Raw genomic sequence first — 23,366 nt, 5'->3', positions numbered from 1 at the left:
CCCGGCATGTTTTTATTTTTTACCATGAAATTTCGTAACAAATGTAGCAAAATGGCTGGCGAATGGAAGGACAAGTAGAGAAGAGATGACGTTAAACAGGACACTAATATGAGCTAGTTGTACATCGGGCTCTTTAGCTAGGCTATCTGCTATGCTTGCGAGATAGGCGATAAAAGGGAAAAAGGCAATCACGCCGATTACATTTAACCAGATATGTGAATACGCACATAGACGAGCCTCTTTTCCCCCACCTATACTAGCCACATACCCAGTTACACACGTTCCTATATTAGCCCCAAGCATGACGGCTATACCAGCGCCAATCGTAAGTAACTGACTTGATAGGAACCCCATAATAATGCCTGTCGTAGCAGAGCTTGAGTGAATAAGTGCTGTAATGACAGCCCCCACACCAACACTAAGTAAATTGCTTTCATTCATATCAATAATTAATTGTTGTATAATCGGTAAACTAGATAAGGGCTTTGCTAAATATTTAAAGCCACTCATCGCAGAAAAAACCGTTGCCATTCCCAAGAGTATTAAACCAAAGGCATTGGCATTTTTATTTTTCATAAAAATAAGTAAGGCACCTAAAATAGCGATCGGTACGAGAAAAGAGTCGATTTGAAATGTAATAAATTCTGTAGTAAAGGTTGTGCCTATATTAGTTCCAAGAATGATGCCAATTGATTGGCGAAACGTTAACAAACCAGCAGAAATCAACCCGATCGTCATGACCATGACAGCTGAGCTGCTTTGGAGAGCTCCTGTTATGATAATGGCTGCTAACAGTCCCTTCCATGTGCGATCGGTTAATTTTACAAGCCATTTTTTAAGTGAATCGGCAGATAAATTAAATAACCCTGTTCGTAAAATGGTCATACCAAAAATAAATAATGCAATAAAGATACAAAATAAAAGAACACTTACCATGCTTTTCCCTCCTTGTACATCTTTATTGCAAAAGGATGTGGGACATGCTAAGTATCCGAAAGAAAATAAGATATTTTAAAGTTTTATTCATAAATGGACAATAGCTAGTCGAATTACAGTTGACCTTGTTTCACTGTTATATTATAATTGCAAAGTACATGGAATTTCCATGTTGTTTGTTGTAAGTGTGTTGTGTTCGGAGGGAGGGAAAGAGAATGTCTAAAACCGTTGTTCGTAAAAACGAATCGCTTGAAGATGCTCTTCGTCGCTTCAAACGTACTGTATCTAAGTCAGGTACTATACAAGAAGCTAGAAAGCGCGAATTCTACGAAAAGCCTAGCGTTAAGCGTAAGAAAAAGTCTGAAGCTGCTAGAAAACGTAAGTGGTAAGAGAGGGTGTGTAAATGAGTCTTCTCGAGCGTTTAAATAATGATATGAAGCAAGCGATGAAAAACAAAGAAAAAGATAAACTTTCCGTTATTCGGATGGTCAAAGCTTCGTTGCAAAATGAAGCTATTAAAACTGGCCAGGAATTATCCGGAGACGAAGAGTTAACTGTCCTTTCTCGCGAAGTAAAGCAACGCAAGGATTCCCTCCATGAATTTGAAAAAGCAGGTCGTGATGACCTAGTTGAGAAACTACGTACTGAATTATCGTATATAGTCGAATATATGCCAAAGCAGCTAACGGAAGAGGAACTTTCCGATATAGTGAAATCGGCAATATTAGAAACAGGTGCTTCTACAAAGGCTGAGATGGGAAAAGTGATGGCAGTATTAATGCCTAAAGTAAAAGGTAAAGCTGATGGATCACTTGTTAATAAACTTGTACAACAACACCTTTCATAATAAACATGCTTTAAAGACTGCAGGACTTCTGCAGTCTTTTTACATATATACCATTGTACAAAGAAACTCACTAAGTTTTGAAACCTTTTTGTAGAATCATCCGTATACATACTATGCGTCAAGTGAGGAAGGAGGGAAATGGGTGAAGCTTTGTCGATGGATCATGGTCATTTCTTTTTTTATGGTTGGCATATTGTCGATCTTTCCGCTTAAAGGAGGAGCACAAGGCGAAGCTGTATACGTAGTACCTGTGGAAGAAACCGTTGAAAAAGGTCTTTACGCCTTCTTATCGCGAGCTGTACAAGAGGCTGAAGAAGAAAATGCAAAGGCAATCATTTTTACCATCAATACACCAGGAGGCGCTGTAGATGCGGCAGGGAAAATAGGCCAATTACTGTCGTCGACAAATATAAAAACCATTGCGTTTGTTGACAATCAAGCGCTTTCTGCAGGAGCGTATATTTCACTTAATATGGATGAGATATATATGGTGCCAAGTGGAACCATTGGTTCGGCTGCTGTCATTGACCAAGCAGGAAATGCAGCTGATGAAAAGGCACAATCTTACTGGTTAAGTGCTATGAAAGCTGCCGCAGAACAAAGTGGTCGGGATCCGATCTATGCACTAGCGATGGCTGATCGTGAAGTAGACTTACCAGAGTATGGGGCACCAACAGGTAAGTTGTTAACATTGACAGCAGATCAGGCAGAGGAAGTAGGATATTCAGAAGGGACAGTTACTAGCCTAGAAGATTTACTTTCAACACTTGATTTGTCTGGCGCCAAGCTCATAGATGTAGAAGAGAGCTTTGCAGAAAAAATCGCAAGGTTTATCACACATCCTGTTGTTGTTCCTATCTTGCTATCGATTGGCAGTCTTGGATTAATCCTCGAGTTATACTCACCAGGGTTTGGAATCCCAGGATTTATGGGACTTTCGTCGTTGCTACTATTCTTCTACGGACATTTAGTGGCAGGATTAGCTGGTTTTGAAACATTAATTCTATTTGTTATCGGAATTGGACTTTTATTGTTGGAGCTGTTTTTACCTGGTGGAATTGCAGGTATTTTCGGTCTAGCGGCCATATTAGCAAGTTTGTTTCTAGCCACCGATAATGTTGTTCATATGGGAATCTCGATTCTCATCGCATTAAGTATTTCCGTTATAGCATCGATCTTAATGGTAAAGGTGTTTGGTAAAAAGATGAAAATTTTTAGAAAAATAATCCTAACAGACTCCACCAAAAGCGAAGCCGGTTATGTTTCTAATAAGAATCGACCGGAGATCGTTGGGAAAGAGGGAATAACGCTTACAGCATTACGTCCAGCAGGCACCATTGTTTTAGATGATGAGCGCATAGATGTGGTTAGTGAGGGTAGTTTTATTGGAAAAGATAAAAGAGTAAAGATTGTAAAAACTGAAGGAGCTAGAATTGTTGTAAGAGAGATAACTGAACCATTGTCTAAGGAGGAAGAAGAATGATTTTAGGATCTGGAACGATATTTGTTCTTGTATTAGTTGTATTAGGAATTGTTTTATTATCTGTTTTGCTCACGTTTGTACCAGTTATGCTCTGGATTTCAGCGCTTGCTGCAGGAGTTAAAGTAAGCATTTTTACCCTAGTTGGAATGAGATTACGTCGAGTGATTCCAAGTAGAGTAATTAATCCATTAATTAAGGCACATAAAGCAGGCTTGGATGTTTCAACCAATCAGCTTGAAAGCCATTACTTAGCGGGTGGTAACGTAGATAGAGTGGTAAACGCATTGATTGCTGCACATCGTGCGAATATTGAATTATCATTTGAGCGTGCGGCTGCGATTGATTTAGCTGGTCGTGATGTATTAGAGGCTGTGCAGATGAGTGTCAATCCAAAGGTAATTGAAACTCCATTTATTGCTGGGGTTGCCATGGATGGAATTGAGGTAAAAGCAAAAGCGAGAATAACCGTGCGTGCAAATATTGACCGTTTAGTCGGTGGTGCTGGCGAAGAAACGATTGTTGCTCGTGTTGGGGAAGGGATTGTTTCAACAATTGGTTCCTCTGATAATCATAAAAAAGTGTTAGAAAATCCAGATATGATTTCACAAACTGTCTTGTCAAAAGGATTAGATGCAGGTACTGCTTTTGAAATTCTGTCGATTGATATTGCGGATGTGGATATTGGAAAGAATATTGGTGCTGAATTACAAACGGAACAAGCAGAAGCAGATAAAAAGATCGCTCAAGCAAAAGCTGAAGAACGTAGAGCAATGGCAGTAGCTCAGGAGCAGGAAATGAAGGCACGTGTTGAGGAAATGAGAGCAAAGGTTGTAGAAGCGGAAGCAAAGGTACCACTTGCCATGTCAGAGGCGTTAACTTCTGGGAAAATTGGTGTGATGGATTATTTAAATATCCAAAACATTGCGGCTGACACGAGTATGAGAGATTCTTTTGGTAAACCAGACGGAAATACGGATAAAAAATAATGCGATTACTGACGTAATGCAAGGAGGTGTCCATCTTTGCAATTTCTATTGGAAAATCCCTTTATCTTAGTTGTGTTGATCGGGATTATTTCCTCCTTCTACAAACAGATGAAGGGCACGGGGGAAGACGAACATCAAAAGCGTAAGCAGCCAAAGCCCTTTCTCCCTGGACAAACATCAGAGAAATCAAAACCTTTCATCGACTTTGATTTTGGAGAACTTCAACAAAAGTTTGAACGTCCACAAACAGAAAAGAAAGAGCCTGAAAAAACACAAAGCTTGAGCACCAATCGGGTGCAAGAAGTGAAAAACACGTATAGAGAACAAACGTATACTCCAAACAAGAAGGTGGACCGTCAAACAACGGGAAGGTTAAATCAGCAGCCGAGAGTGGAAGCGGCAGTTAAAACAGATCATGACCTCCATGTGTCAAAGCAGACATTACGCGATGCTGTTATTTGGTCAGAAATTTTGGGCCCACCTAAAGCAAAACAGGGTTATCATCGAAAAAGAACGAATTCACACTACTAAAACACGGCAGAATGCTTAAAAAGTAGTGCTAGAACCCCCAGTCATTTCATAAATATGAGATGAAAGGGGGTTCTTTTTTTATGGCTAAAAGGTGGGGGCAACGTGTAAGAAACTGGATGACCCAAACAATGGATCTTCCACAAGATGTCATGATGGATTTACCCCGCATCACTATGATTGGTCAAATCCACATCTATATTGAGAACCACCGTGGCTTACTCACTTTCTCAGAGAAAGAGCTTAGACTGCTTTTAAAGCAAGGGCAGTTGTTAATAAAGGGCAAGGCATTTGTCATTAAGACGATACTTCCAGAGGAGATTCTACTTGAAGGGAAAATTGAACAAGTTATTTATCTTGAAGAATAAGAGTTTTTATTGATTTCGTCTGAAAGGTAAGGAGGCAGAATATGAAGAACCAATGGATTTACTACTATTCGGGAATTGTATCTGTAAAGGTGACAGGAAAAGGCCTTGAAAGATTTATTAACACACTAACAAGAGAGCAGGTTTCAATCTGGAGAGTAAAGCGTCATGGCGTAAATGCCATGAGCTTTGAAATAAAAGTGGAGGATGCCCACAAAATTAGAAAGGTTGTTAGGAACTCAGGCTGTAAAATTGAGTTCCAACGCCGGACAGGCCTTCCATTTCTAATGAAAAGAGCCATTAAAAATATTGGTTTCTTTATTGGTGCAGTTCTTTTTTTAATGGTCATTACCTTGCTTTCCAACATGGTATGGGGTATTGAAATTAAAGGAGCAGACCCAGCAACGGAATATAAGATTCGAAAAACCCTTGATGAAATAGGTGTAAAAAAGGGGAAATTTCAGTGGTCCTTAGGTACCCCAGATGCGATTCAAAAGTCGATTACAGACAGTATGGATGAATTAACATGGATTGGAGTGGAGTTACAGGGGACAACCTACCACTTACAAGTGGTTGAAAAAAATGAACCTGAAAAACAGCAGGAATACGGCCCGCAAAATTTAGTTGCTAAAAAGAAAGCAACGGTTGTGGACTATTTTGTGGAAGAAGGTAAAACACTGGTTTCTCTCAATGAAGTCGTATCTCCAGGAAAGGTTTTAGTGTCAGGGACGATTGGAAGGGAAGGGGAGGAACAACTAGTTCCTGCGAGGGGAGAGGTATTAGGTGAAACTTGGTATTGGACAGAAGTGGAACTTCCTTTGTCAACGAATTTTCAAGTGTATACGGGAAATGAAGTAAGAAAACATGCAATATCAATAGGTAAATTCAACATTCCTGTTTGGGGGTTTGGAAAGGTCGAGTATAAACAATCGGTTACAGAGGAAAATACAAAGCCAATCAAATTCCTAAAATGGAATTTGCCGATTTCTTACCAACAATCCACAATTCGTGAAAGTGAAAATGAGACAAGGGTATATACGGAAAAACAAGCATATACTGTCGCAAGAGAAATGGCTAGAAAAGATATAAAAAGTCTCCTTCCTGAAGATGCTAAAATAAAAGGGGAAAAAGTTTTGCGCCAATTGGTCAAGAATGGTAAAGTTAACTTAATTGTTCATTTTCAAGTAATTGAAAATATCGCAGAACCTCAACCAATTACTCAAGGAGACTCGGAATGACAGAAGAACTAAAATCGATTAGTGTAAATCTCGAAAATCCAAATGAAGCCATCGCTCTATTAGGTAATGCTGATGCAAATATTAAAATGATTGAGCAGGAACTCGGTGTAACGATTGTAACTAGAGGGGAAACAGTTAGTGTATCTGGTTCACCTGAAAATGTTGAATTGGTGACGAGTATTATCAGCAATCTAGTCTACGTTATTAGAAAAGGCATTAATATTAGTGGGCGAGACGTCATGTATGCGATTCAAATGTCTAAAAAAGGTACATTAGAGTACTTTAAAGACATATATGAAGAAGAAATTACGAAAAATGCCAAAGGCAAGTCAATAAGAGTTAAAACTCTAGGTCAACAGCAGTATTTAACGGCGATGAAGAAGCATGATCTCGTTTTTGGCATTGGTCCCGCTGGTACGGGAAAAACGTATTTAGCAGTGGTTATGGCTGTGAATGCATTAAAAAATGGAAATGTAAAACGAATTATCCTAACGAGACCAGCAGTCGAAGCGGGAGAAAGTCTTGGATTTTTACCAGGGGACTTAAAAGAAAAGGTTGACCCGTATTTAAGGCCACTATATGATGCACTTCATGATATCTTAGGAACGGAACATACACAGCGTATGATCGAACGAGGGACGATAGAAATTGCTCCTCTAGCTTATATGAGGGGAAGAACCTTAGATGATGCCTTTGTGATTTTAGATGAAGCACAAAACACAACGCAGGCACAGATGAAAATGTTCTTAACCCGACTTGGATTCGGCTCTAAAATGGTCATTACCGGTGATCAAACACAAATTGACCTACCGAAAGGTGTGAAATCGGGATTGATTACCGCAGAGTCCATCCTAACGTCAGTAAAGGGAATTTCCATTATTCATTTAGAACAAAGTGATGTGGTTAGACACCCTCTAGTAGGGCGAATCATTCAAGCGTACGAAAAGCAATCCAATGAGTAAACCGTTCGAGTCAAAATCGAACGGTTTTTTTTCAAAGATAAGAAAGTATAAAAATTTGGGTCTACCACAGTCATTTAAGCTGTGGTATTTTCATTTTATGGAGACCAATATATTGAGAAGAATATTTTTTGATAAACACCAACATTGGGAAGCTTTCAAAAGAAAACACGGTGCTAAAATCCGCCCTATCGTAATTAAGGAGGTTGAGAAATTTCGAGATTGTGGGGATATCAAAAATGGATTTAAGTTATTTGTGTGTGAAGGTTGTCATGATGTGCGAAAGGTTCCTTACCGATGTAAAGGTCGATTTTGTACCACGTGCTCTGTTGGAGAAAGTGAAGAATGGAGTAGGTTACTTACTGAAGATGTTCTTCAGGTTAATCATCGGCACGTAATTTTTACGATTGATGAAGGACTAAGAGATGTATTTCTCCTTCACCGACATCTATTAAAAGATTTAATGGATGCTTCTGCAAGACTACTTACTGACTTTTTCAAAAAGAAAGCAAAGGTAACACCTGGGATTATTGCTGGACTCCACACTTTTGGTTCAAGGGTCAACTTCAATCCTCACGTACATATGTTAGTTACAATGGGTGGATTAACAGAAAAAGGAGAATGGAAGCAGTATGATTTCTTGCCATTTACGATGCTTCGTAAACAATGGCAAACGGTCGTATTAAAATTAATTAGAAACGGAGTTTCACCAAGAGAAAAGAAAAGAATCCAACCAAGACTTCAAAAGGCGTTCACCAATAATGGCGAAGGCTTCTATGTGTATGCACCTAAACAGAGGGGAAAAATAAAAGAACAACTTCGTTATATTGGCCGTTATATTCGTCGACCAGCGATTGGAATCAATCGGATTGAGGCATATGATGGGCAATTCGTTACGTTCAAATATAAGGATAAAACTGACGGAAAAGACAAATCCGAAACCGTAAGTGTCGAAGAATTTATTTCACGTTTAATTCGCCATATCCCAGACGAGCAATTTAAAACTATTCGGCATTACGGTATGTATTCTAGAAGATCAAAAAACTTGTGTAAAAAAGTGTTGAGTACTTGGCAACAAAAAGCAAGACGTTGGGTTGTAAAAGTTAAGAAAACCTTACGTCGCCAGACGTGGCGTGAAAGAATAGTAGCCAGTGGCAAGAAAGACCCTCTCGTTTGTCAGAGGTGTGAATGTTACTATGAATACAAGGGAGAAGTCTGCCTTGAAAATGGTAAATTAGAAATAAAGGTAGCCTTATGCAAAACTACAAGAGCTTATTTAGAAAGGATGATTAACGATCTCACCGGTATCAAAAACCCGCAAAAAGGGAAAGAAAAAGAAGAAAAACATAAGCCTAAACCAGTCCAAGCAACAGAGCGTCAACTATGTTTGTTTGGCGTGTCATGAGAAAGAAGAGATTCCTATTAACGTGGTAAGGGATTTCGATTTAATGGATGATGGAGATCCGACAACTCCTCCTATGTTTGCATGTGAAAAATGTGGGGGTGAAATGTATCCTGAGTATTATAAAGGGGTACATGGCATAGAGTACAAATTATCGGATATTCTCTAACCATGAAAAGGACCGGGCTATGCCCGGTTTTTCTTAGTGATTTTTGAAAAAGATGCATCTTCCTTGAAAAACTGTTATCATTTTACATATGTGGCATTTATTTTGTTTAAAGATAAGAATTGGAGGAGAGTCATAGTGGAAAAGATTCAACAACAGTTGATGAAAATTAGAGGCCTACTGGATCTACGAATATTTCGGGTCTTGTTATTCCTCGTCCTTGGCTTAATCCTTTATGCCTCCATGTTTACCAATGTTAAGCCAGAAAAAATGGATTTACGCTTGTTTTCCATTGCGAATCAAACCGTAAGATCTCCAGTAACGATCTCTGATAAAGAGAGTACAGAAAAGAAGAGAGAAGAAGCTGAAGACAGTGTTCAAGATGTCTATTATATGAAAAAGGAAACAAATGAGAATCGTGTCGATTTAATTACCTCAATCTTCGATGCAGCATCGGAAGTGAAGAAGGAACTGCAAGACCAAGTAAACGCTTCAACAGGAACTGCTCAGGGGCAAGAAGGTGGAAATGCAGGAAGTACTCCTTCAGACAAGGAAATAGTAGACAAGATGAAGGGCAAGCTAACAGAGGAAGTCACAAGAAGTATTTCCGATTCTGTCTTGCTAGCACTTGTCTCATCTTCAAAGGAAGAGTTATCCGTTGCTAAGGATGTAACCATAACCGCAATAAATATGGTTATGAATCGAAGAATCCCAGCAGATGAAGTGGAAAATAGTAAGAGGCTTGTAGAGGAAGAACTAAAACTAACTTCAATGAGCAGTCAATTAAAAGCAGCCGTAATTGAGTTAGGACGATATGCCGTTGTTCAAAATGAATTTTTTGATTTAGAGGCTACTCAGGAGCTGAGAGAACAGGCAAAGGAAAGTGTGGAGCCAGCAAAGATATTACAAGGGCAAATAATTGTTGAAGAAAATCAGCTGATTAGTAGAGAAGTCTTTCGTCAGCTCGAGCTCGTTGGTCTTACAGACAATCAGCAATCAACACTGCCTTTTATCGGATTAGCACTTCTTGTTATGGTCATGGTAATTGCTCTATACTATTACTTCCATGAACTCAAAGTGAGTGGAGATATGAAGCAAAATTACTTGCTTTTGTTTAGTATTATCTTTATTCTTTCAATCGTGATGTTGAAAGGAATTAGTCTTCTTCAACAATTTGAGTTTTCAGATTTAGGTTATTTATTTCCTGCTGCCATGGCAGCCATGTTAATAAAAATTTTGGTCGACGATCGACTTGCGATTTTAACAACCATTATTCTAGCTCTTTGCGGAACCATTTTGTTTAGTGAAAACATTACAAGCTCACTAAATGTTAATATTGGAATCTACATCATTTGTAGTGGCTTAGCAAGCATTATGTTCCTTAGTAAACAAAATCAGAGGATGAAAATTCTTCAGGCGGGTATGTTTGTTTCTTTGGTAAATATCATTATTATTTTTGCGTTGTTATTTATTAACAACGGTCACTATAATGCAAAAGAATATACGTTTTACTTTGGTGGTGCCTTTACATCGGGAATTATTGCTGCGATTCTAACCATCGGACTCCTCCCATTCTTCGAGGCCGGTTTTGGAATCCTTTCAACGATGAGATTGATCGAATTATCAAATCCAAATCATCCTCTTCTTAGAAAAATACTTACGGAGGCTCCTGGAACCTACCACCATTCCATAATGGTTGCAAATCTAGCGGAGTCAGCATGTGAGGCAATCGGTGCAAATGGCTTATTAGCCAGGGTAGGGTGTTATTATCATGATATTGGGAAGACCAAGAGACCACAATTTTTTATTGAGAATCAAATGAATATTGAAAATCCTCATGATCGCTTGCCGCCACAAACGAGCAAAAATATTATTGTAGCTCATGCCATAGATGGTGCTGAACTACTAAGACAGTACAAAATGCCAAAAGAAATTGTAGATATTGCAGAGCAACATCATGGCACTACTTTACTCAAGTTCTTTTACCACAAGGCAAAGCAAAATGGCAATGAGGTGCGAGAAGAGGACTATCGATATCCTGGACCAAAGGCTCAAAATAAGGAAATTGCAATTATCGGAATTGCCGATAGTGTGGAGGCTGCGGTTCGGTCTATGCAGCATCCTAACCCTGAACAAATAGAAAGCTTAGTTAAAAGTATAATTGCCGACCGACTACAGGATGGACAGCTGAATGAATGTGACTTAACACTCAAGGAAATGGAAATTATCTCAAACACACTATGTGAAACGTTAAAGGGAATTTTTCATTCTCGAATTGAATATCCAGAGATTACGAAACAGAAGGTGAAACAAGCATGAACTTACTAGACATCGATTTTTTAGATGAAACGAGTGCAATGAAGGAAGAAGCGGTGGAACAAATTGAAGGGTTATTAAATTTAGCTCAAAAAAAACTACAAATTACTGAACCATGTGAGTTATCCGTTACATTTGTTGATAATAACCGTATTCAGGATATTAACCGTGAATACAGGGGGAAGGATAAGCCAACAGATGTCATTTCTTTCGCATTAGAGGAGCTCGGAGAGGGAGAAATCCAAATAAGCGGCGCAAACATGCCAAGAGTACTCGGTGATATCATTATTTCGATTGATAAAGCCCGTGAACAGGCTACAGACTATGGGCATTCTGTGGAGCGTGAGTTAGGATTTTTGGCTGTCCATGGATTTCTACATCTGTTAGGTTATGATCATGAGACAGAAGAAGAGGAAAAGGAGATGTTTGATCTTCAACGGAGTATATTGGATGAGTATGGGCTCGAACGATAAAAGTAACTATAAAACGAGAAATGTCCTATATTCTTTCCGGCATGCCCTATCCGGGTTTAGTAAGGCAGTAAAAGAGGAGAGAAATATGAAAATTCATCTTCTCTTTACAATGGTAGTTATCTTACTTGGCCTTTTACTACAAGTTTCTCGAGTTGAATGGGTGTTTCTTCTCGTATTAATCGGAGGAGTAATTTCTTTAGAATTGATAAATTCGAGTATCGAAAACCTTGTAGATTTAGTGACAGAGGAGTATCATCCACTGGCAAAAAAAGCAAAGGATATGGCAGCGGCAGCAGTTTTTATCTTTTCCATTGTGAGTGTTATGATTGGTTTGATCATTTTCATACCAAGAATATGGTAATAGGGAACCGAACCTATTTTCGGTTCCATTTTTATTTGAAATCGCATTCAAGAAAGAGTAAAATAGGAAAACAAATTGATGGAATCCATTAATATTTAGAAAATTCAATCTTCTTTATTACAATTTTGCTACAATCGATGAAATGCAGAACAAAATGAGGTAAAATAGGAGTATGCAGTCTCCTTGAAAGGAAGTATTAATTTGAGCAAGAATGAAACATTAATTAAAGAAGCAAAAATTGCTAGAGAAAAAGCTTATGTACCATATTCAAAGTTCCAAGTGGGAGCTGCCCTCTTAACGACTGATGGAAAAATATATCATGGGTGTAATGTAGAAAATGCTGCTTTTAGCATGACCAATTGTGCGGAGAGAACCGCATTTTTCAGTGCTTATGCCCATGGAGATCGTCAGTTTGAGATGCTTGCCGTGGTTGCAGATACAGAAGGTCCTGTCTCTCCATGTGGAGCATGTCGTCAAGTGATTTCAGAGTTGTGTCCTAAAGACATGAAGGTTATTTTAACGAATTTAAATGGAGATACACAAGAATTAACCGTGGCAGAACTACTACCAGGAGCATTTTCACCGGAGGATTTAAATGAGTAATAAACAAAATCAAGAGCACAAATCAGGGTTTATCTCCATCATCGGTCGTCCAAATGTTGGAAAATCAACATTTCTCAATCGTGTAATCGGACAAAAAATCGCCATTATGAGTGATAAACCACAAACGACAAGAAACAAGGTACAAGGCGTACTAACAACAAATGATGCACAATTAGTATTTATTGATACACCTGGAATTCATAAGCCGAAGCATAAGCTTGGGGACTTTATGATGAAGGTTGCTCAAAACACATTAAAAGAAGTCGACATTGTTCTCTTTATGGTGAATGCGGAAGAAGGTTTTGGTCGTGGTGAAGAGTTTATTTTAGATAAATTCCAATCAATTAAAACACCTGTATTCCTCGTGATTAACAAAATTGATCTTGTTCATCCTGACCAACTTATGGAAATTATCGTGTCATATAAAGAAAGATATCCTTTTGCTGAAATCATTCCCATCTCTGCGCTTGAAGGAAATAACTTAGAGGTCTTGCTTGATGTGATAAAGAAATACATTCCTGAAGGACCACAGTATTATCCAGCAGACCAAGTAACAGATCACCCAGAAAGATTTATTGTGTCAGAGCTAATACGTGAGAAGGCATTGCATTTAACCAGGGAAGAGATTCCTCATTCATTAGCAGTTGTTATTGAAAAAATGGAACGTATTGAAGACAAAGATGTTGTACACGTTATGGCAACCATTATCGTAGAACGTGATTCCCAAAAAGGAATTGTGATTGGTAAACAAGGAAGCATGTTAAAGGAAATTGGTAAACGAGCAAGGCAGGATATTGAGAACTTATTGGGAACAAAAGTGTTTTTAGAATTATGGGTTAAAGTTCAGAAGGATTGGCGCAACAAAATGTCCCAACTGAGAGATTTTGGGTTCCGTGAGGACGAATATTGATTTACCATTTTTAGAATATTATTCATCTTTCTAGTTTATGCACCTTTTTTATTAACAATATTTTCGACTCATTATTTTTGGTAGACAAGGCTATGATAATGGTAACGATTTGGATTTATTGCTAGTCAACTATTTGAAAGGTGGGGGTTTTTGATGATGGATTTTACCTGGAAAGTATTTTCGCAAACAGGTAACATTGACACTTATCTGCTCTTTAAGGAGTTAGAGAAGGAGAATCAAGACATACCCGGGAATCAGGATGATGAGCTAGCAGAGGTTGAATTTCCATATCTCTAGGTTTGTCTCGTACTAGGATGGTGTTCTAGATGTTTCAAAAATGCGAAGGCATCGTCATTCGAACAAATCATTATGGTGAAACAAATAAAATTGTCACTCTATTCACACGTGAATGGGGGAAAATTGGGGTGATGGCACGTGGTGCAAAAAAGCCAAACAGTCGCTTAGCTGCCATCACTCAGCTTTTTACATACGGTCAATTCTTAGTGCAAACAAGCAGCGGTCTAGGGAGTTTGCAGCAAGGAGAAATGCTTTCCTCGATGCGCTCTATTAAGGAGGATATCTTCCTTACCGCTTATGCAAGTTACGTTATTGATCTAACAGATAAAAGTACTGACGAAAAAAAGGCAAATCCTTTTTTATTTGAGATGCTATATCAAACGCTAAATTATATTAACGAAGGCTATGACCCAGAAATTATTGTTCATATTTTTGAAGTGAAAATGTTGAATACATTAGGGTTGTATCCAATCCTTAATCAATGTACCGTTTGTGGAAGTACAGACGGTCATTTTTCATTTTCGATCCGAGAGGGCGGATTTATCTGTCATCGTTGTTTGGAAAAGGATCCATATCACTATAAAATCTCTCAGTCAACAGTAAAACTACTTCGTTTATTTTATTTCATTGATATGAGTAGGTTAGGGAATATATCTGTGAAGCAAGAAACGAAGGCTGAGTTAAAAAAGATTATTACTGCTTATTATGATGAATACTCTGGTTTACATTTAAAAACGAAAAAATTCCTAAATCAGATTAGTCAACTAGGAAGTATTGATTTTAAAAGTTGACAACAGACGTTGTTTCCGCTAAGATTCAAATTAAATTTAATATTTGCGTTGAAGGAAAGGAGTACTTAACTTTCTCTACTTTGAAGCGATCCTAGGACGGTGAAAGCTAGGAATAGAGTGTTAAGGAAGGGCGTTCCCGAGCAATTTCGGATTAAGGTGGCTGACATATATTATGGTCGGCAAATAGGGTGGAACCGCGGGTAACTCTCGTCCCTATGCTTAAAAAGGCATAGGAGACGGGAGTTTTTTTGTTTGCCCAAAAAAATCATCTCTTATGCGATAAATTTTGGAGGTGTACGATGAATATTCAAGACATGATTTTAACTTTGCAAAAGCATTGGTCTGATCAAGGATGTATTTTGATGCAAGCTTACGATGTGGAAAAGGGTGCTGGAACTATGAGCCCTTACACGTTCTTACGTGCCATTGGCCCTGAGCCTTGGAACGTGGCGTATGTGGAGCCATCCAGACGACCAGCCGACGGAAGATACGGTGAAAATCCTAATCGCTTGTACCAACATCACCAATTCCAAGTGATTATGAAGCCTTCTCCTGACAATATTCAAGAACTTTATCTTGACTCGTTGAAGGCGCTGGGAATCGATCCTCTTCAACACGATATTCGTTTTGTAGAGGATAATTGGGAAAACCCATCGCTTGGTTGTGCAGGGCTTGGTTGGGAAGTATGGTTAGACGGTATGGAAATCACGCAATTTACGTATTTCCAACAGGTAGGTGGACTTGAGTGTAAGCCTGTTTCAGTTGAAATCACTTATGGAATCGAGCGCCTTGCTTCGTATATTCAAGAAAAGGAAAATGTATTTGACCTAGAGTGGACGAATGGATTTACCGTTCGTGATATTTTCTTACAGCCTGAATATGAGCACTCAAAATATACTTTTGAAACATCAGATCCTGAGATGCTTTTTAATCTGTTTAACATTTATGAAAAAGAAGCACACCGTCAAATGAACGAAGGTCTTGTTCATCCTGCTTATGACTATGTCTTAAAATGCTCTCATGTATTCAATCTTCTAGATGCTAGAGGCGCTATTTCGGTTACTGAACGTACTGGTTTTATCGGGCGATGTAGAAACCTGGCAAGAAAGGTAGCTAAAACGTTCTATGAAGAGAGAGAAAAGTTAGGATTCCCGATTCTACAGCAAAAGGGGGAAGATACGCATGAATAAGCAAGATTTATTACTAGAAATCGGGCTTGAGGAGATGCCGGCTCGGTTTGTGACAGGGTCAATTGAACAGTTAACATCAAAAATTGAGAACTGGTTAAAAGAGAAAAAGATTTCGTTTGAGTCCATCACTCATTTTTCTACTCCAAGACGTCTAGCAGTTATTGCTTACGGTGTTAGTACTAGCCAAGAGGATGTAGAGGAAGAGGCAAAAGGACCTGCTAAAAAGATTGCAGTTGACCACGAAGGCAATTGGTCGAAAGCGGCTATAGGATTTACTAAAGGTCAAGGAATGTCTGTTGAGGACATCTATTTTAAAGAAATTAATGGGGTCGAGTACGCTCATGTTCGTAAGTTTACGAAAGGGCAAGCGACCAAAGAAATACTTCCTGAGATAGAACATATTATTACAGGACTTACATTCCCTAAGAATATGCGTTGGGCAAATGAAACACTAAAATATATTCGTCCGATCAAATGGTTACTGGCTATATATGGAAGTGAGACTATCCCTTTTGCAATCACGAATGTATCAACGAGCAATCGTACAATCGGGCATCGTTTCTTAGGAAAAGAAGTAGAAATCGGTACACCAGAAGAGTATGTAACTAAGCTTTTAGCTGAATTTGTAATGGTTAATTCTGAAGAAAGAAAAAATGCAATCCTCTCACAAATTTCTAAGTTAGAGGAAGAGCAAGGCTGGACAATTCCTGTCGATGAGGAGCTATTAGAGGAAGTAACGAATCTAGTGGAATATCCAACAGCTTTATTTGGTAGATTTGAGGAAGAATTTCTAGAGCTTCCAGAAGAAGTACTTATCACATCCATGAAAGAGCATCAGCGCTATTTCCCTGTTAAGAAAAAGGACGGTACACTACTGCCATACTTTGTAACAGTGAGAAATGGGGATCATATGCATCTTGAGACAGTAGCTAAAGGAAATGAGAAGGTACTCAGAGCAAGACTATCAGATGCAGCATTTTTCTATAGAGAAGATCAAAAAACGAGTATTTCTGATTCTCTAGCTAAGCTTGCTTCCATTGTCTATCATGAGGAAATTGGTACTCTTTCTGAAAAGGTTGCTCGGGTTCGTTCGATAACAAATCAGTTAGCAGAGTTATTAAGCTTTAACGAAGAAGATAAGAAGACAGTGGATCGTGCTGCTGAGATCAGTAAGTTTGATTTAGTCACTCATATGGTATATGAATTCCCGGAACTTCAAGGGTTCATGGGTGAGAAGTATGCTAGACAAAAAGGAGAATCTGAAGCAGTTGCAGTTGCAATTAATGAACACTATATGCCAAGAAACGCAGAAGACTCAACTCCTAAATCGAATAGTGGTGCCCTTCTCGCCTTAGCAGAGAAATTAGATACGATTGTCTCGTTTTTTGCAATCGGTAATATACCAAGTGGTTCACAGGATCCATATGCATTAAGAAGGCAAGCTTCAGGAATTGTTCAAATTCTAATCAATAAAGAATGGAATGTTTCATTAACTGATCTTCTCCGTCTATCTATTCGTTCTATAAAAGAAAAGGGAATCGGAGAAAAAGCTGAAGAGGAGTTACTGGTTGAGCTTCTTGCTTTCTTCAAGCTCCGCTTAAAGCATTATTTACAGGAACAAAGCATTCGTTATGACATTATTGATGCCGTATTAGAAAAAAATATTACAGCTTTACCTGCACTGGTTAAAAAGGCATCTGTTCTTCAAACGAAAAAAGATGCGAGCGGATTTAAAGAGACAGTTGAAGCTCTTAGCCGTGTACTAACCATTTCTAATAAAGCAGTGGAAAATGTGGCAATCAATGAGTCCCTGTTTGAAAACGATTATGAGACAGCACTATATAATCAATATCGTAGTGTGAAATTGGAATTAGAATCAAATGAAGTGAGTGAGGAAGAGTTTTTCGACAAACTTGCCTCTTTACAAGAGGCAATCAACGATTTCTTTGACCATACAATGGTTATGGCTGAGGATCAAGCGTTGAAAAACAACCGATTAGCAGTAATGTCAAAGTTGGCAGAGTTGATTATGAGCTTTGCGAATGTGAAGGAAATTGTAACAAAATAGACTTTATAAAAGAGGGCCTTCTGAATGGTGAAGGCTCTTTTTATCCTTATGTCTTTTCATTTATGAGAGATAGTATATAATAATTTTATATAAGTATGACATACATATGAGCCTAAAGGGCAATTAGGTGGTGAGTACAATCGAGCTAAATAAACGGCAAGAGCATATTTTGCAAATTGTGAAGGAAAATGGACCGATTACCGGAGAGCATATTGCAGAACGACTCAATCTAACTAGAGCTACACTTCGACCAGATCTAGCCATTCTAACCATGGCTGGATATTTGGATGCACGGCCAAGGGTAGGTTATTTTTACACAGGGAAATCAGGCACTCAATTATTAACGGAGAACTTAAAGAAACTGTATGTGAAGGATTATCAGTCGATTCCGGTAGTAGTGAACGAAAACGTTTCTGTTTACGATGCGATCTGTACCATGTTTCTCGAAGATGTTGGAACATTATTTGTTGTCGATCAATCTTCATTGCTCACGGGCGTATTGTCTAGAAAAGATCTGCTTCGAGCAAGTATTGGAAAGCAGGAACTAACCACATTACCGGTGCATATCATCATGACAAGGATGCCTAATGTTACCATGTGCGGAAAAGACGATCTACTCATTGATGTGGCACATAAATTAATTGATAAGCAAATTGATGCATTGCCTGTTGTTAGGGAATCGGAAAGAGGTTTCGAAGTACTTGGTAGGATCACCAAAACAAATCTAACAAAGGCGTTTGTAGCATTAGCAGAAGGAAATTAACACTTTCGAAAATGGAATTACTCGATTCGCATTACACTATTACAAAAGATGTAGGAGATGAGGAAGTTGGGGAAAATGCCAATCGTCTACGTGGTATCAGATTCTGTAGGAGAAACTGCAGAGCTCGTAACAAAAGCAGCGATAAGCCAATTTGATGGACAAGAAGTCACAATCAAGAGGTTTCCATATGTAGAGGATAAATCCAATATTGATGAAGTGATTTCACTTGTGAAATTAGACGGTGGGATGGTTGCCTATACACTTGTAAAGCCAGATATGCGCGAGTATATGAGAGATACAGCGAAGGCAGAAGGGATTTATGCATGTGATATTATTGGACCTTTAATTGACCAAATACAAGATATCTGTGGTAAACAGCCTTTATTTGAACCTGGTTTAGTTCGGAAGCTTGATGAGGACTATTTTAAAAAGGTGGAAGCAATTGAATTTGCAGTTAAGTATGATGATGGTCGCGATCCACGAGGAATATTAAAGGCTGATATCGTCTTAGTGGGTGTTTCGAGAACTTCAAAGACTCCATTATCACAGTATCTGGCTCATAAACGTATTAAAGTGGCTAATGTTCCGCTTGTCCCTGAGGTTGATCCGCCTGAGGAATTGTTTAAAGTGCCTTCAGAGAAATGCTTCGGATTAAAAATCAGCCCAGAAAAGCTGAATAATATTAGACGAGAAAGATTACTTTCTTTAGGTTTAAATGACCGAGCAAGCTATGCGAATATTGAACGAATTAAAGAGGAAATCGAGTATTTTGATAAAATTGTCTCAAGAATAGGATGTCATGTAATTGATGTAACCAACAAAGCTGTTGAGGAAACAGCAAATGTTATTTTAAACCGTTACTTAAAAAGAGGATAAATAAAAGAAATAGCGCATAAAATGATGTGCTATTTCTTTTTATTGTTTGGGGAGTAACACAAAAAAAGTAATGGAAAAATAGACTTTTTTATACTATAATAAAAAATTGTGATAAAAATGTATCAGATTAGGTTTAGACTTCACTATGAACGAATAAACTATTTATTGTCAGAAGTCAAGATACTCGTCCGAAAAAAATTCGACAAACGCTTTTCCACTAAGTTATTCCTTGAAATAAGGAGGAATATATGGAGTGATGTAGAATTAATAGTACATTAGGTTTACCAAAGGTTCTTGTTGATGCAGATTCCTGCCCAGTGAAGCAGGAAATTGTCGAAATCGCGTCGAATTTTTCATTAGAAGTTATTTTTGTTGCATCTTATAATCATATGAGTTCAACAGAAGCTACAGGAACATGGAAATATGTCGATACGGGCAAGGAGGAAGTTGACTTATATATCATGAACCATGTGGGTAAAGGAGACTTTGTAGTCACCCAAGACATCGGGTTAGCTTCGACTCTCGTGAATAAAGGTGTTTATGTACTTTCTCCAAGGGGGAATGTATACGAAGAGAAGGATATTAATCTTGCTCTTGATATGAGGTATCTTGCCGCGAAAGCTAGGCGACAAGGGATACACTCAAAAGGGCCCAAACGTTTTGGTCAAACTGACCGAGATGATTTTGCGAAAAATTTTTATAGCATTTTGTCGAAATTTGCAGGAAATCTATAATTTATCGCGAATTACTCACTAATACCTGGAGTTGTTTTCATGGCAGAACGTATCCCTGAGGATAAAATTAATGAAATTCGCCAGGCGGTTGATATAGTGGACGTGGTTAGCGACTATGTTCAGCTAAAAAAACAAGGTCGGAATTATTTTGGACTTTGTCCGTTTCATGGAGAAAACTCTCCGTCCTTCTCCGTTTCTCCGGATAAGCAAATATATCATTGTTTCGGATGTGGAGCAGGTGGAAATGCATTCTCATTCTTAATGGAACAAGAAGGTGTCTCATTTATAGAAGCGGCTGTTAAACTAGCTAAAAAAGGAAATGTTGAGCTACATATCGATTCGTCATCTCACACTAATACTAGGGCGATTCCGAATGATTTTCAGCAGATGATTGACGCTCACGATTTATTACGTAAATTCTATCATCATTTGCTAGTAAACACAAAAGACGGTCAACATGCACTTGAGTACCTTTTATCGAGAGGCTTTACAATCGAAGCGATAGAAAAATTTCAAATAGGCTATTCATTAAATTCGTGGGATTTTGTTTACAAATTTCTTACGAAACGTAATTTTCCTCCTGATGTAATGGAAAGAGCAGGGCTCGTTATAAAACGTGAACGTGATGGTACTTATTTTGATCGCTTCAGAGACCGCATTATGTTTCCTATATTAGACCACAAAGGCAATACAATTGCATTTTCAGGACGATCTTTAGGGTCGGATGAGCCAAAGTATTTAAACAGTCCTGAAACAGCAATTTTTAACAAAAGTAAAATTTTATATAATTTTCATCAAGCAAGGGCAAGTATTAAAAAAACGAATCAAATCGTATTATTTGAGGGGTTTGCTGATGTAATAGCTGCCGATCGATCAGGTGTACACAATGGTGTGGCAACTATGGGAACATCTTTGACAGACGATCATATCGTGTCGATCAGGCGGAGCGCTGAAGCAGTTACGATTTGTTACGATGGAGACAAAGCTGGAATTGAAGCCGCTTATCGGGCTAGTCAGCTTCTTCATTCCTCGGGAATTCAGGTTCGAGTGGCAATATTGCCAGATGGAATGGATCCTGATGACTATATTCGTCAAAATGGTGAAGAGAAATTTCAAAACGAAATTATCTCTGCTAGTGTAACATTAATGAATTTTAAACTTCGGTATTTAAGACGAGGAAAGGATTTAAATAATGAAGGAATTCGCCTCCAATATATCGAAGAAGTATTAAAGGAAATAAGCCAACTTGAGAAGGTAGTGGAACGAGATCACTACTTGAGACAGCTAGCAAGTGAGTTTTCACTTTCACTTGATGCATTAAAGCAACAACAAAAACAATTTTTCTTTGCGAACAAAAAAGGAAACCGTGAGCAATACGTTCAAAAAAGAAATCAAGATGTGGTTATCAAACAATCTTCCAACTTAAGGCCGGCTTATGAAACTGCAGAAAGACGTTTAATAGCTTATATGTTAAAGGATTATGACATAGCATATAAAGTGCAGGATTTGTTAAATGGTACTCCCTTAAATATTGATGAGCATCAAGCAATCATCACTTATTTGTATGGTTACTATGAAAAGGGACTCGAACCAAATCCTAGTGATTTCCTAACGTATATAAAAGATGAAAAGCTTAGACGTACGGTAGCAGATATTGGAATGATGTCTATAGGTGAGGAAATAAGCGACCAAGAACTTTCCGATTACATTAAGCAGGTGTTTAATTATCAAAAGATGTTAAAAATAAAAGAAAAAGAAGCAGAAGAGAAAGAAGCAGAGAGACAAAAGGATCATGGAAGGGCTGCTGCGATTGCGATGGAAATTATCCAATTGCGCAAAACATTAAAGATTTGAGTTTGTTGTTTGACTTTGGAAGGAGGGGTACATATGGCTGAAAAATCGGCCCGTTCAAAAGAGGTTGATTCAGATTTGACCCTAGAACAAGTAAAAGATCAGTTAACAGAGGTTGGAAAGAAAACAGGGGTTCTAGCCTATGACGATATTGCAGAAAAATTAGCTAATTTTGATGTGGACTCTGATCAAATGGATGAGTTTTATGAATTTTTAGGTGAGCAAGGTGTAGAATTAGTGGGTGACTCTGAAGATGGTGACCCAAATATTCAGGAGCTTGCTAAAGGTGAAGAAGAATTCGATTTAAATGATTTAAGCGTACCGCCAGGTGTTAAGATTAATGACCCAGTCCGAATGTATTTAAAGGAAATCGGTCGTGTGGACTTATTGTCTGCAGAAGAGGAAATTTCACTTGCTAATCGTATTGAACAAGGTGACGAAGAAGCAAAGCGCCGACTAGCAGAAGCAAACCTACGTCTTGTAGTTAGTATTGCAAAACGTTATGTTGGTCGCGGTATGTTGTTCCTTGATTTGATTCAAGAAGGAAATATGGGATTAATTAAAGCTGTTGAAAAGTTTGATTATCGCAAAGGGTTTAAATTTAGTACGTATGCTACTTGGTGGATTCGACAAGCAATTACTCGTGCGATTGCTGACCAAGCAAGAACCATCCGTATCCCCGTTCATATGGTGGAAACCATCAATAAATTAATTCGTGTTCAACGTCAGCTACTTCAGGATCTTGGACGTGAACCAACTCCAGAAGAAATTGGAGAAGATATGGATTTAACGCCTGACAAGGTTCGTGAAATCCTGAAAATTGCTCAAGAACCAGTTTCTTTAGAAACACCAATTGGTGAAGAAGATGACTCGCATTTAGGTGATTTCATTGAGGATCAGGATGCTACATCCCCTTCTGAGCATGCAGCTTATGAACTGTTAAAAGAACAGCTTGAAGATGTCCTTGATACATTAACCGACCGTGAAGAAAATGTTTTACGACTTCGTTTTGGACTTGATGATGGCCGCACGAGAACTTTAGAAGAAGTAGGAAAAGTGTTTGGTGTCACTAGAGAACGAATAAGACAAATTGAAGCAAAAGCGTTAAGAAAGTTAAGACACCCTAGCCGTAGCAAGCGTTTAAAGGATTTCTTAGAATAAAATGATTGTCTAAAAATAGTTTACTTCTTACAATAGAGGTAAACTATTTTTATGTGTATAGC

General features: G+C 38.3%; 24 protein-coding genes and 1 other annotated feature. Of the genes, 23 read left to right on the top strand and 1 reads right to left on the bottom strand.

The annotated features are described in order from the left end of the window. Window positions 1-12: 12 nt before the first annotated feature. Window positions 13-936 (bottom strand): Na/Pi symporter, encoded by a 924-nt coding sequence (locus MKX65_RS16895; RefSeq protein WP_160547446.1) that lies wholly within the window; start codon window positions 934-936, stop codon window positions 13-15. A gap of 215 nt (window positions 937-1,151) precedes the next feature. Here MKX65_RS16895 and rpsU point away from each other — a divergent pair, with 215 nt between their 5' ends. From rpsU to rpoD, 23 genes are all read left to right on the top strand, one after another. Beyond that, window positions 1,152-1,325, top strand: a complete 174-nt coding sequence (rpsU, locus tag MKX65_RS16890) for a 30S ribosomal protein S21 (protein WP_019154564.1) — start codon at window positions 1,152-1,154, stop codon at window positions 1,323-1,325. 14 nt (window positions 1,326-1,339) lie between these two features. Then, on the top strand, window positions 1,340-1,783 hold the full coding sequence (locus MKX65_RS16885) for a GatB/YqeY domain-containing protein (protein WP_160547445.1): 444 nt from the start codon (window positions 1,340-1,342) through the stop codon (window positions 1,781-1,783). Window positions 1,784-1,964: 181 nt separating this feature from the next. Beyond that, complete coding sequence (locus tag MKX65_RS16880) at window positions 1,965-3,266, top strand: NfeD family protein (RefSeq protein WP_340906297.1); 1,302 nt, start codon at window positions 1,965-1,967, stop codon at window positions 3,264-3,266. Beyond that, window positions 3,263-4,252 (top strand): flotillin-like protein FloA, encoded by a 990-nt coding sequence (gene floA / locus MKX65_RS16875; RefSeq protein ID WP_160547444.1) that lies wholly within the window; start codon window positions 3,263-3,265, stop codon window positions 4,250-4,252. The genes MKX65_RS16880 and floA overlap by 4 nt, the downstream gene beginning before the upstream one ends. A gap of 36 nt (window positions 4,253-4,288) precedes the next feature. Then, window positions 4,289-4,783, top strand: coding sequence for a hypothetical protein (locus MKX65_RS16870; RefSeq protein ID WP_160547443.1), 495 nt, complete (start codon window positions 4,289-4,291; stop codon window positions 4,781-4,783). 80 nt (window positions 4,784-4,863) lie between these two features. Further along, window positions 4,864-5,148, top strand: a complete 285-nt coding sequence (yqfC, locus tag MKX65_RS16865; protein ID WP_160547442.1) for a sporulation protein YqfC — start codon at window positions 4,864-4,866, stop codon at window positions 5,146-5,148. A 41-nt stretch (window positions 5,149-5,189) separates the two neighbouring features. Beyond that, entirely contained in the window at window positions 5,190-6,383 is a 1,194-nt protein-coding gene (yqfD, locus tag MKX65_RS16860) for a sporulation protein YqfD (RefSeq protein ID WP_160547441.1), read from the top strand. Further along, window positions 6,380-7,345 (top strand): PhoH family protein, encoded by a 966-nt coding sequence (locus MKX65_RS16855; RefSeq protein ID WP_340904666.1) that lies wholly within the window; start codon window positions 6,380-6,382, stop codon window positions 7,343-7,345. Before yqfD ends, MKX65_RS16855 begins: the two co-directional genes overlap by 4 nt. A gap of 97 nt (window positions 7,346-7,442) precedes the next feature. Continuing rightward, window positions 7,443-8,747, top strand: coding sequence for an IS91 family transposase (locus tag MKX65_RS16850; RefSeq protein ID WP_083967595.1), 1,305 nt, complete (start codon window positions 7,443-7,445; stop codon window positions 8,745-8,747). A gap of 301 nt (window positions 8,748-9,048) precedes the next feature. Beyond that, window positions 9,049-11,229 carry an HD family phosphohydrolase gene (locus MKX65_RS16845; RefSeq protein WP_340904665.1) on the top strand — a complete coding sequence of 727 codons (2,181 nt, stop codon included), beginning with the start codon at window positions 9,049-9,051 and terminating at the stop codon, window positions 11,227-11,229. Then, complete coding sequence (ybeY, locus tag MKX65_RS16840; RefSeq protein WP_160547439.1) at window positions 11,226-11,699, top strand: rRNA maturation RNase YbeY; 474 nt, start codon at window positions 11,226-11,228, stop codon at window positions 11,697-11,699. The genes MKX65_RS16845 and ybeY overlap by 4 nt, the downstream gene beginning before the upstream one ends. Further along, window positions 11,677-12,060, top strand: a complete 384-nt coding sequence (locus tag MKX65_RS16835; protein WP_340904664.1) for a diacylglycerol kinase family protein — start codon at window positions 11,677-11,679, stop codon at window positions 12,058-12,060. The genes ybeY and MKX65_RS16835 overlap by 23 nt, the downstream gene beginning before the upstream one ends. 201 nt (window positions 12,061-12,261) lie before the next feature. Further along, window positions 12,262-12,663, top strand: coding sequence for a cytidine deaminase (locus MKX65_RS16830; RefSeq protein ID WP_160547437.1), 402 nt, complete (start codon window positions 12,262-12,264; stop codon window positions 12,661-12,663). After that, a complete protein-coding gene (gene era, locus MKX65_RS16825; RefSeq protein WP_340904662.1) occupies window positions 12,656-13,573 on the top strand; it encodes a GTPase Era in 918 nt (305 codons plus the stop codon). The genes MKX65_RS16830 and era overlap by 8 nt, the downstream gene beginning before the upstream one ends. Before the next feature lie 153 nt (window positions 13,574-13,726). Then, complete coding sequence (locus MKX65_RS16820) at window positions 13,727-13,870, top strand: YqzL family protein (RefSeq protein ID WP_119709169.1); 144 nt, start codon at window positions 13,727-13,729, stop codon at window positions 13,868-13,870. Window positions 13,871-13,899: 29 nt separating this feature from the next. After that, entirely contained in the window at window positions 13,900-14,661 is a 762-nt protein-coding gene (gene recO / locus MKX65_RS16815; protein WP_160547435.1) for a DNA repair protein RecO, read from the top strand. 39 nt (window positions 14,662-14,700) lie between these two features. Next, window positions 14,701-14,879, top strand: a binding site (T-box leader). 81 nt (window positions 14,880-14,960) lie between these two features. Further along, on the top strand, window positions 14,961-15,851 hold the full coding sequence (gene glyQ / locus MKX65_RS16810; protein ID WP_119709167.1) for a glycine--tRNA ligase subunit alpha: 891 nt from the start codon (window positions 14,961-14,963) through the stop codon (window positions 15,849-15,851). Further along, window positions 15,844-17,919, top strand: coding sequence for a glycine--tRNA ligase subunit beta (glyS, locus tag MKX65_RS16805; RefSeq protein ID WP_340904660.1), 2,076 nt, complete (start codon window positions 15,844-15,846; stop codon window positions 17,917-17,919). Before glyQ ends, glyS begins: the two co-directional genes overlap by 8 nt. A 130-nt stretch (window positions 17,920-18,049) precedes the next feature. Then, on the top strand, window positions 18,050-18,682 hold the full coding sequence (locus MKX65_RS16800) for a helix-turn-helix transcriptional regulator (protein ID WP_162927788.1): 633 nt from the start codon (window positions 18,050-18,052) through the stop codon (window positions 18,680-18,682). A 66-nt stretch (window positions 18,683-18,748) separates the two neighbouring features. Further along, window positions 18,749-19,558, top strand: coding sequence for a pyruvate, water dikinase regulatory protein (locus tag MKX65_RS16795; protein ID WP_119709164.1), 810 nt, complete (start codon window positions 18,749-18,751; stop codon window positions 19,556-19,558). A gap of 263 nt (window positions 19,559-19,821) precedes the next feature. After that, on the top strand, window positions 19,822-20,292 hold the full coding sequence (locus tag MKX65_RS16790) for a YaiI/YqxD family protein (RefSeq protein WP_340906293.1): 471 nt from the start codon (window positions 19,822-19,824) through the stop codon (window positions 20,290-20,292). Window positions 20,293-20,331: 39 nt separating this feature from the next. After that, the gene (gene dnaG / locus MKX65_RS16785; protein WP_160547433.1) at window positions 20,332-22,146 is read left to right on the top strand and encodes a DNA primase; all 1,815 of its coding nucleotides are present in this window, start codon (window positions 20,332-20,334) and stop codon (window positions 22,144-22,146) included. A 33-nt stretch (window positions 22,147-22,179) separates the two neighbouring features. Further along, window positions 22,180-23,304 (top strand): RNA polymerase sigma factor RpoD, encoded by a 1,125-nt coding sequence (gene rpoD, locus MKX65_RS16780; protein ID WP_160547432.1) that lies wholly within the window; start codon window positions 22,180-22,182, stop codon window positions 23,302-23,304. Window positions 23,305-23,366 lie beyond the last annotated feature (62 nt).

The organism is Robertmurraya sp. FSL R5-0851, from assembly GCF_038002965.1.
Taxonomy (GTDB): Bacteria; Bacillota; Bacilli; order Bacillales; family Cytobacillaceae; genus Robertmurraya_A; species Robertmurraya_A beringensis.
The sequence above is the reverse complement of the archived record's forward strand: the minus strand, read 5'-3'. Positions and strand labels throughout refer to the sequence as shown.

Bases quoted from the DNA above. Each gene is read 5' to 3' on its own strand.
- MKX65_RS16895 (WP_160547446.1), bottom strand. From the start codon at position 936: ATGGTAAGTGTTCTTTTATTTTGTATCTTTATTGCATTATTTATTTTT.
- rpsU (WP_019154564.1), top strand. From the start codon at position 1,152: ATGTCTAAAACCGTTGTTCGTAAAAACGAATCGCTTGAAGATGCTCTT.
- MKX65_RS16885 (WP_160547445.1), top strand. From the start codon at position 1,340: ATGAGTCTTCTCGAGCGTTTAAATAATGATATGAAGCAAGCGATGAAA.
- MKX65_RS16880 (WP_340906297.1), top strand. From the start codon at position 1,965: ATGGTTGGCATATTGTCGATCTTTCCGCTTAAAGGAGGAGCACAAGGC.
- floA (WP_160547444.1), top strand. From the start codon at position 3,263: ATGATTTTAGGATCTGGAACGATATTTGTTCTTGTATTAGTTGTATTA.
- yqfC (WP_160547442.1), top strand. From the start codon at position 4,864: ATGGCTAAAAGGTGGGGGCAACGTGTAAGAAACTGGATGACCCAAACA.
- yqfD (WP_160547441.1), top strand. From the start codon at position 5,190: ATGAAGAACCAATGGATTTACTACTATTCGGGAATTGTATCTGTAAAG.
- MKX65_RS16855 (WP_340904666.1), top strand. From the start codon at position 6,380: ATGACAGAAGAACTAAAATCGATTAGTGTAAATCTCGAAAATCCAAAT.
- MKX65_RS16850 (WP_083967595.1), top strand. From the start codon at position 7,443: ATGGAGACCAATATATTGAGAAGAATATTTTTTGATAAACACCAACAT.
- ybeY (WP_160547439.1), top strand. From the start codon at position 11,226: ATGAACTTACTAGACATCGATTTTTTAGATGAAACGAGTGCAATGAAG.
- MKX65_RS16835 (WP_340904664.1), top strand. From the start codon at position 11,677: ATGAGTATGGGCTCGAACGATAAAAGTAACTATAAAACGAGAAATGTC.
- era (WP_340904662.1), top strand. From the start codon at position 12,656: ATGAGTAATAAACAAAATCAAGAGCACAAATCAGGGTTTATCTCCATC.
- MKX65_RS16820 (WP_119709169.1), top strand. From the start codon at position 13,727: ATGATGGATTTTACCTGGAAAGTATTTTCGCAAACAGGTAACATTGAC.
- recO (WP_160547435.1), top strand. From the start codon at position 13,900: ATGTTTCAAAAATGCGAAGGCATCGTCATTCGAACAAATCATTATGGT.
- glyQ (WP_119709167.1), top strand. From the start codon at position 14,961: ATGAATATTCAAGACATGATTTTAACTTTGCAAAAGCATTGGTCTGAT.
- glyS (WP_340904660.1), top strand. From the start codon at position 15,844: ATGAATAAGCAAGATTTATTACTAGAAATCGGGCTTGAGGAGATGCCG.
- dnaG (WP_160547433.1), top strand. From the start codon at position 20,332: ATGGCAGAACGTATCCCTGAGGATAAAATTAATGAAATTCGCCAGGCG.
- rpoD (WP_160547432.1), top strand. From the start codon at position 22,180: ATGGCTGAAAAATCGGCCCGTTCAAAAGAGGTTGATTCAGATTTGACC.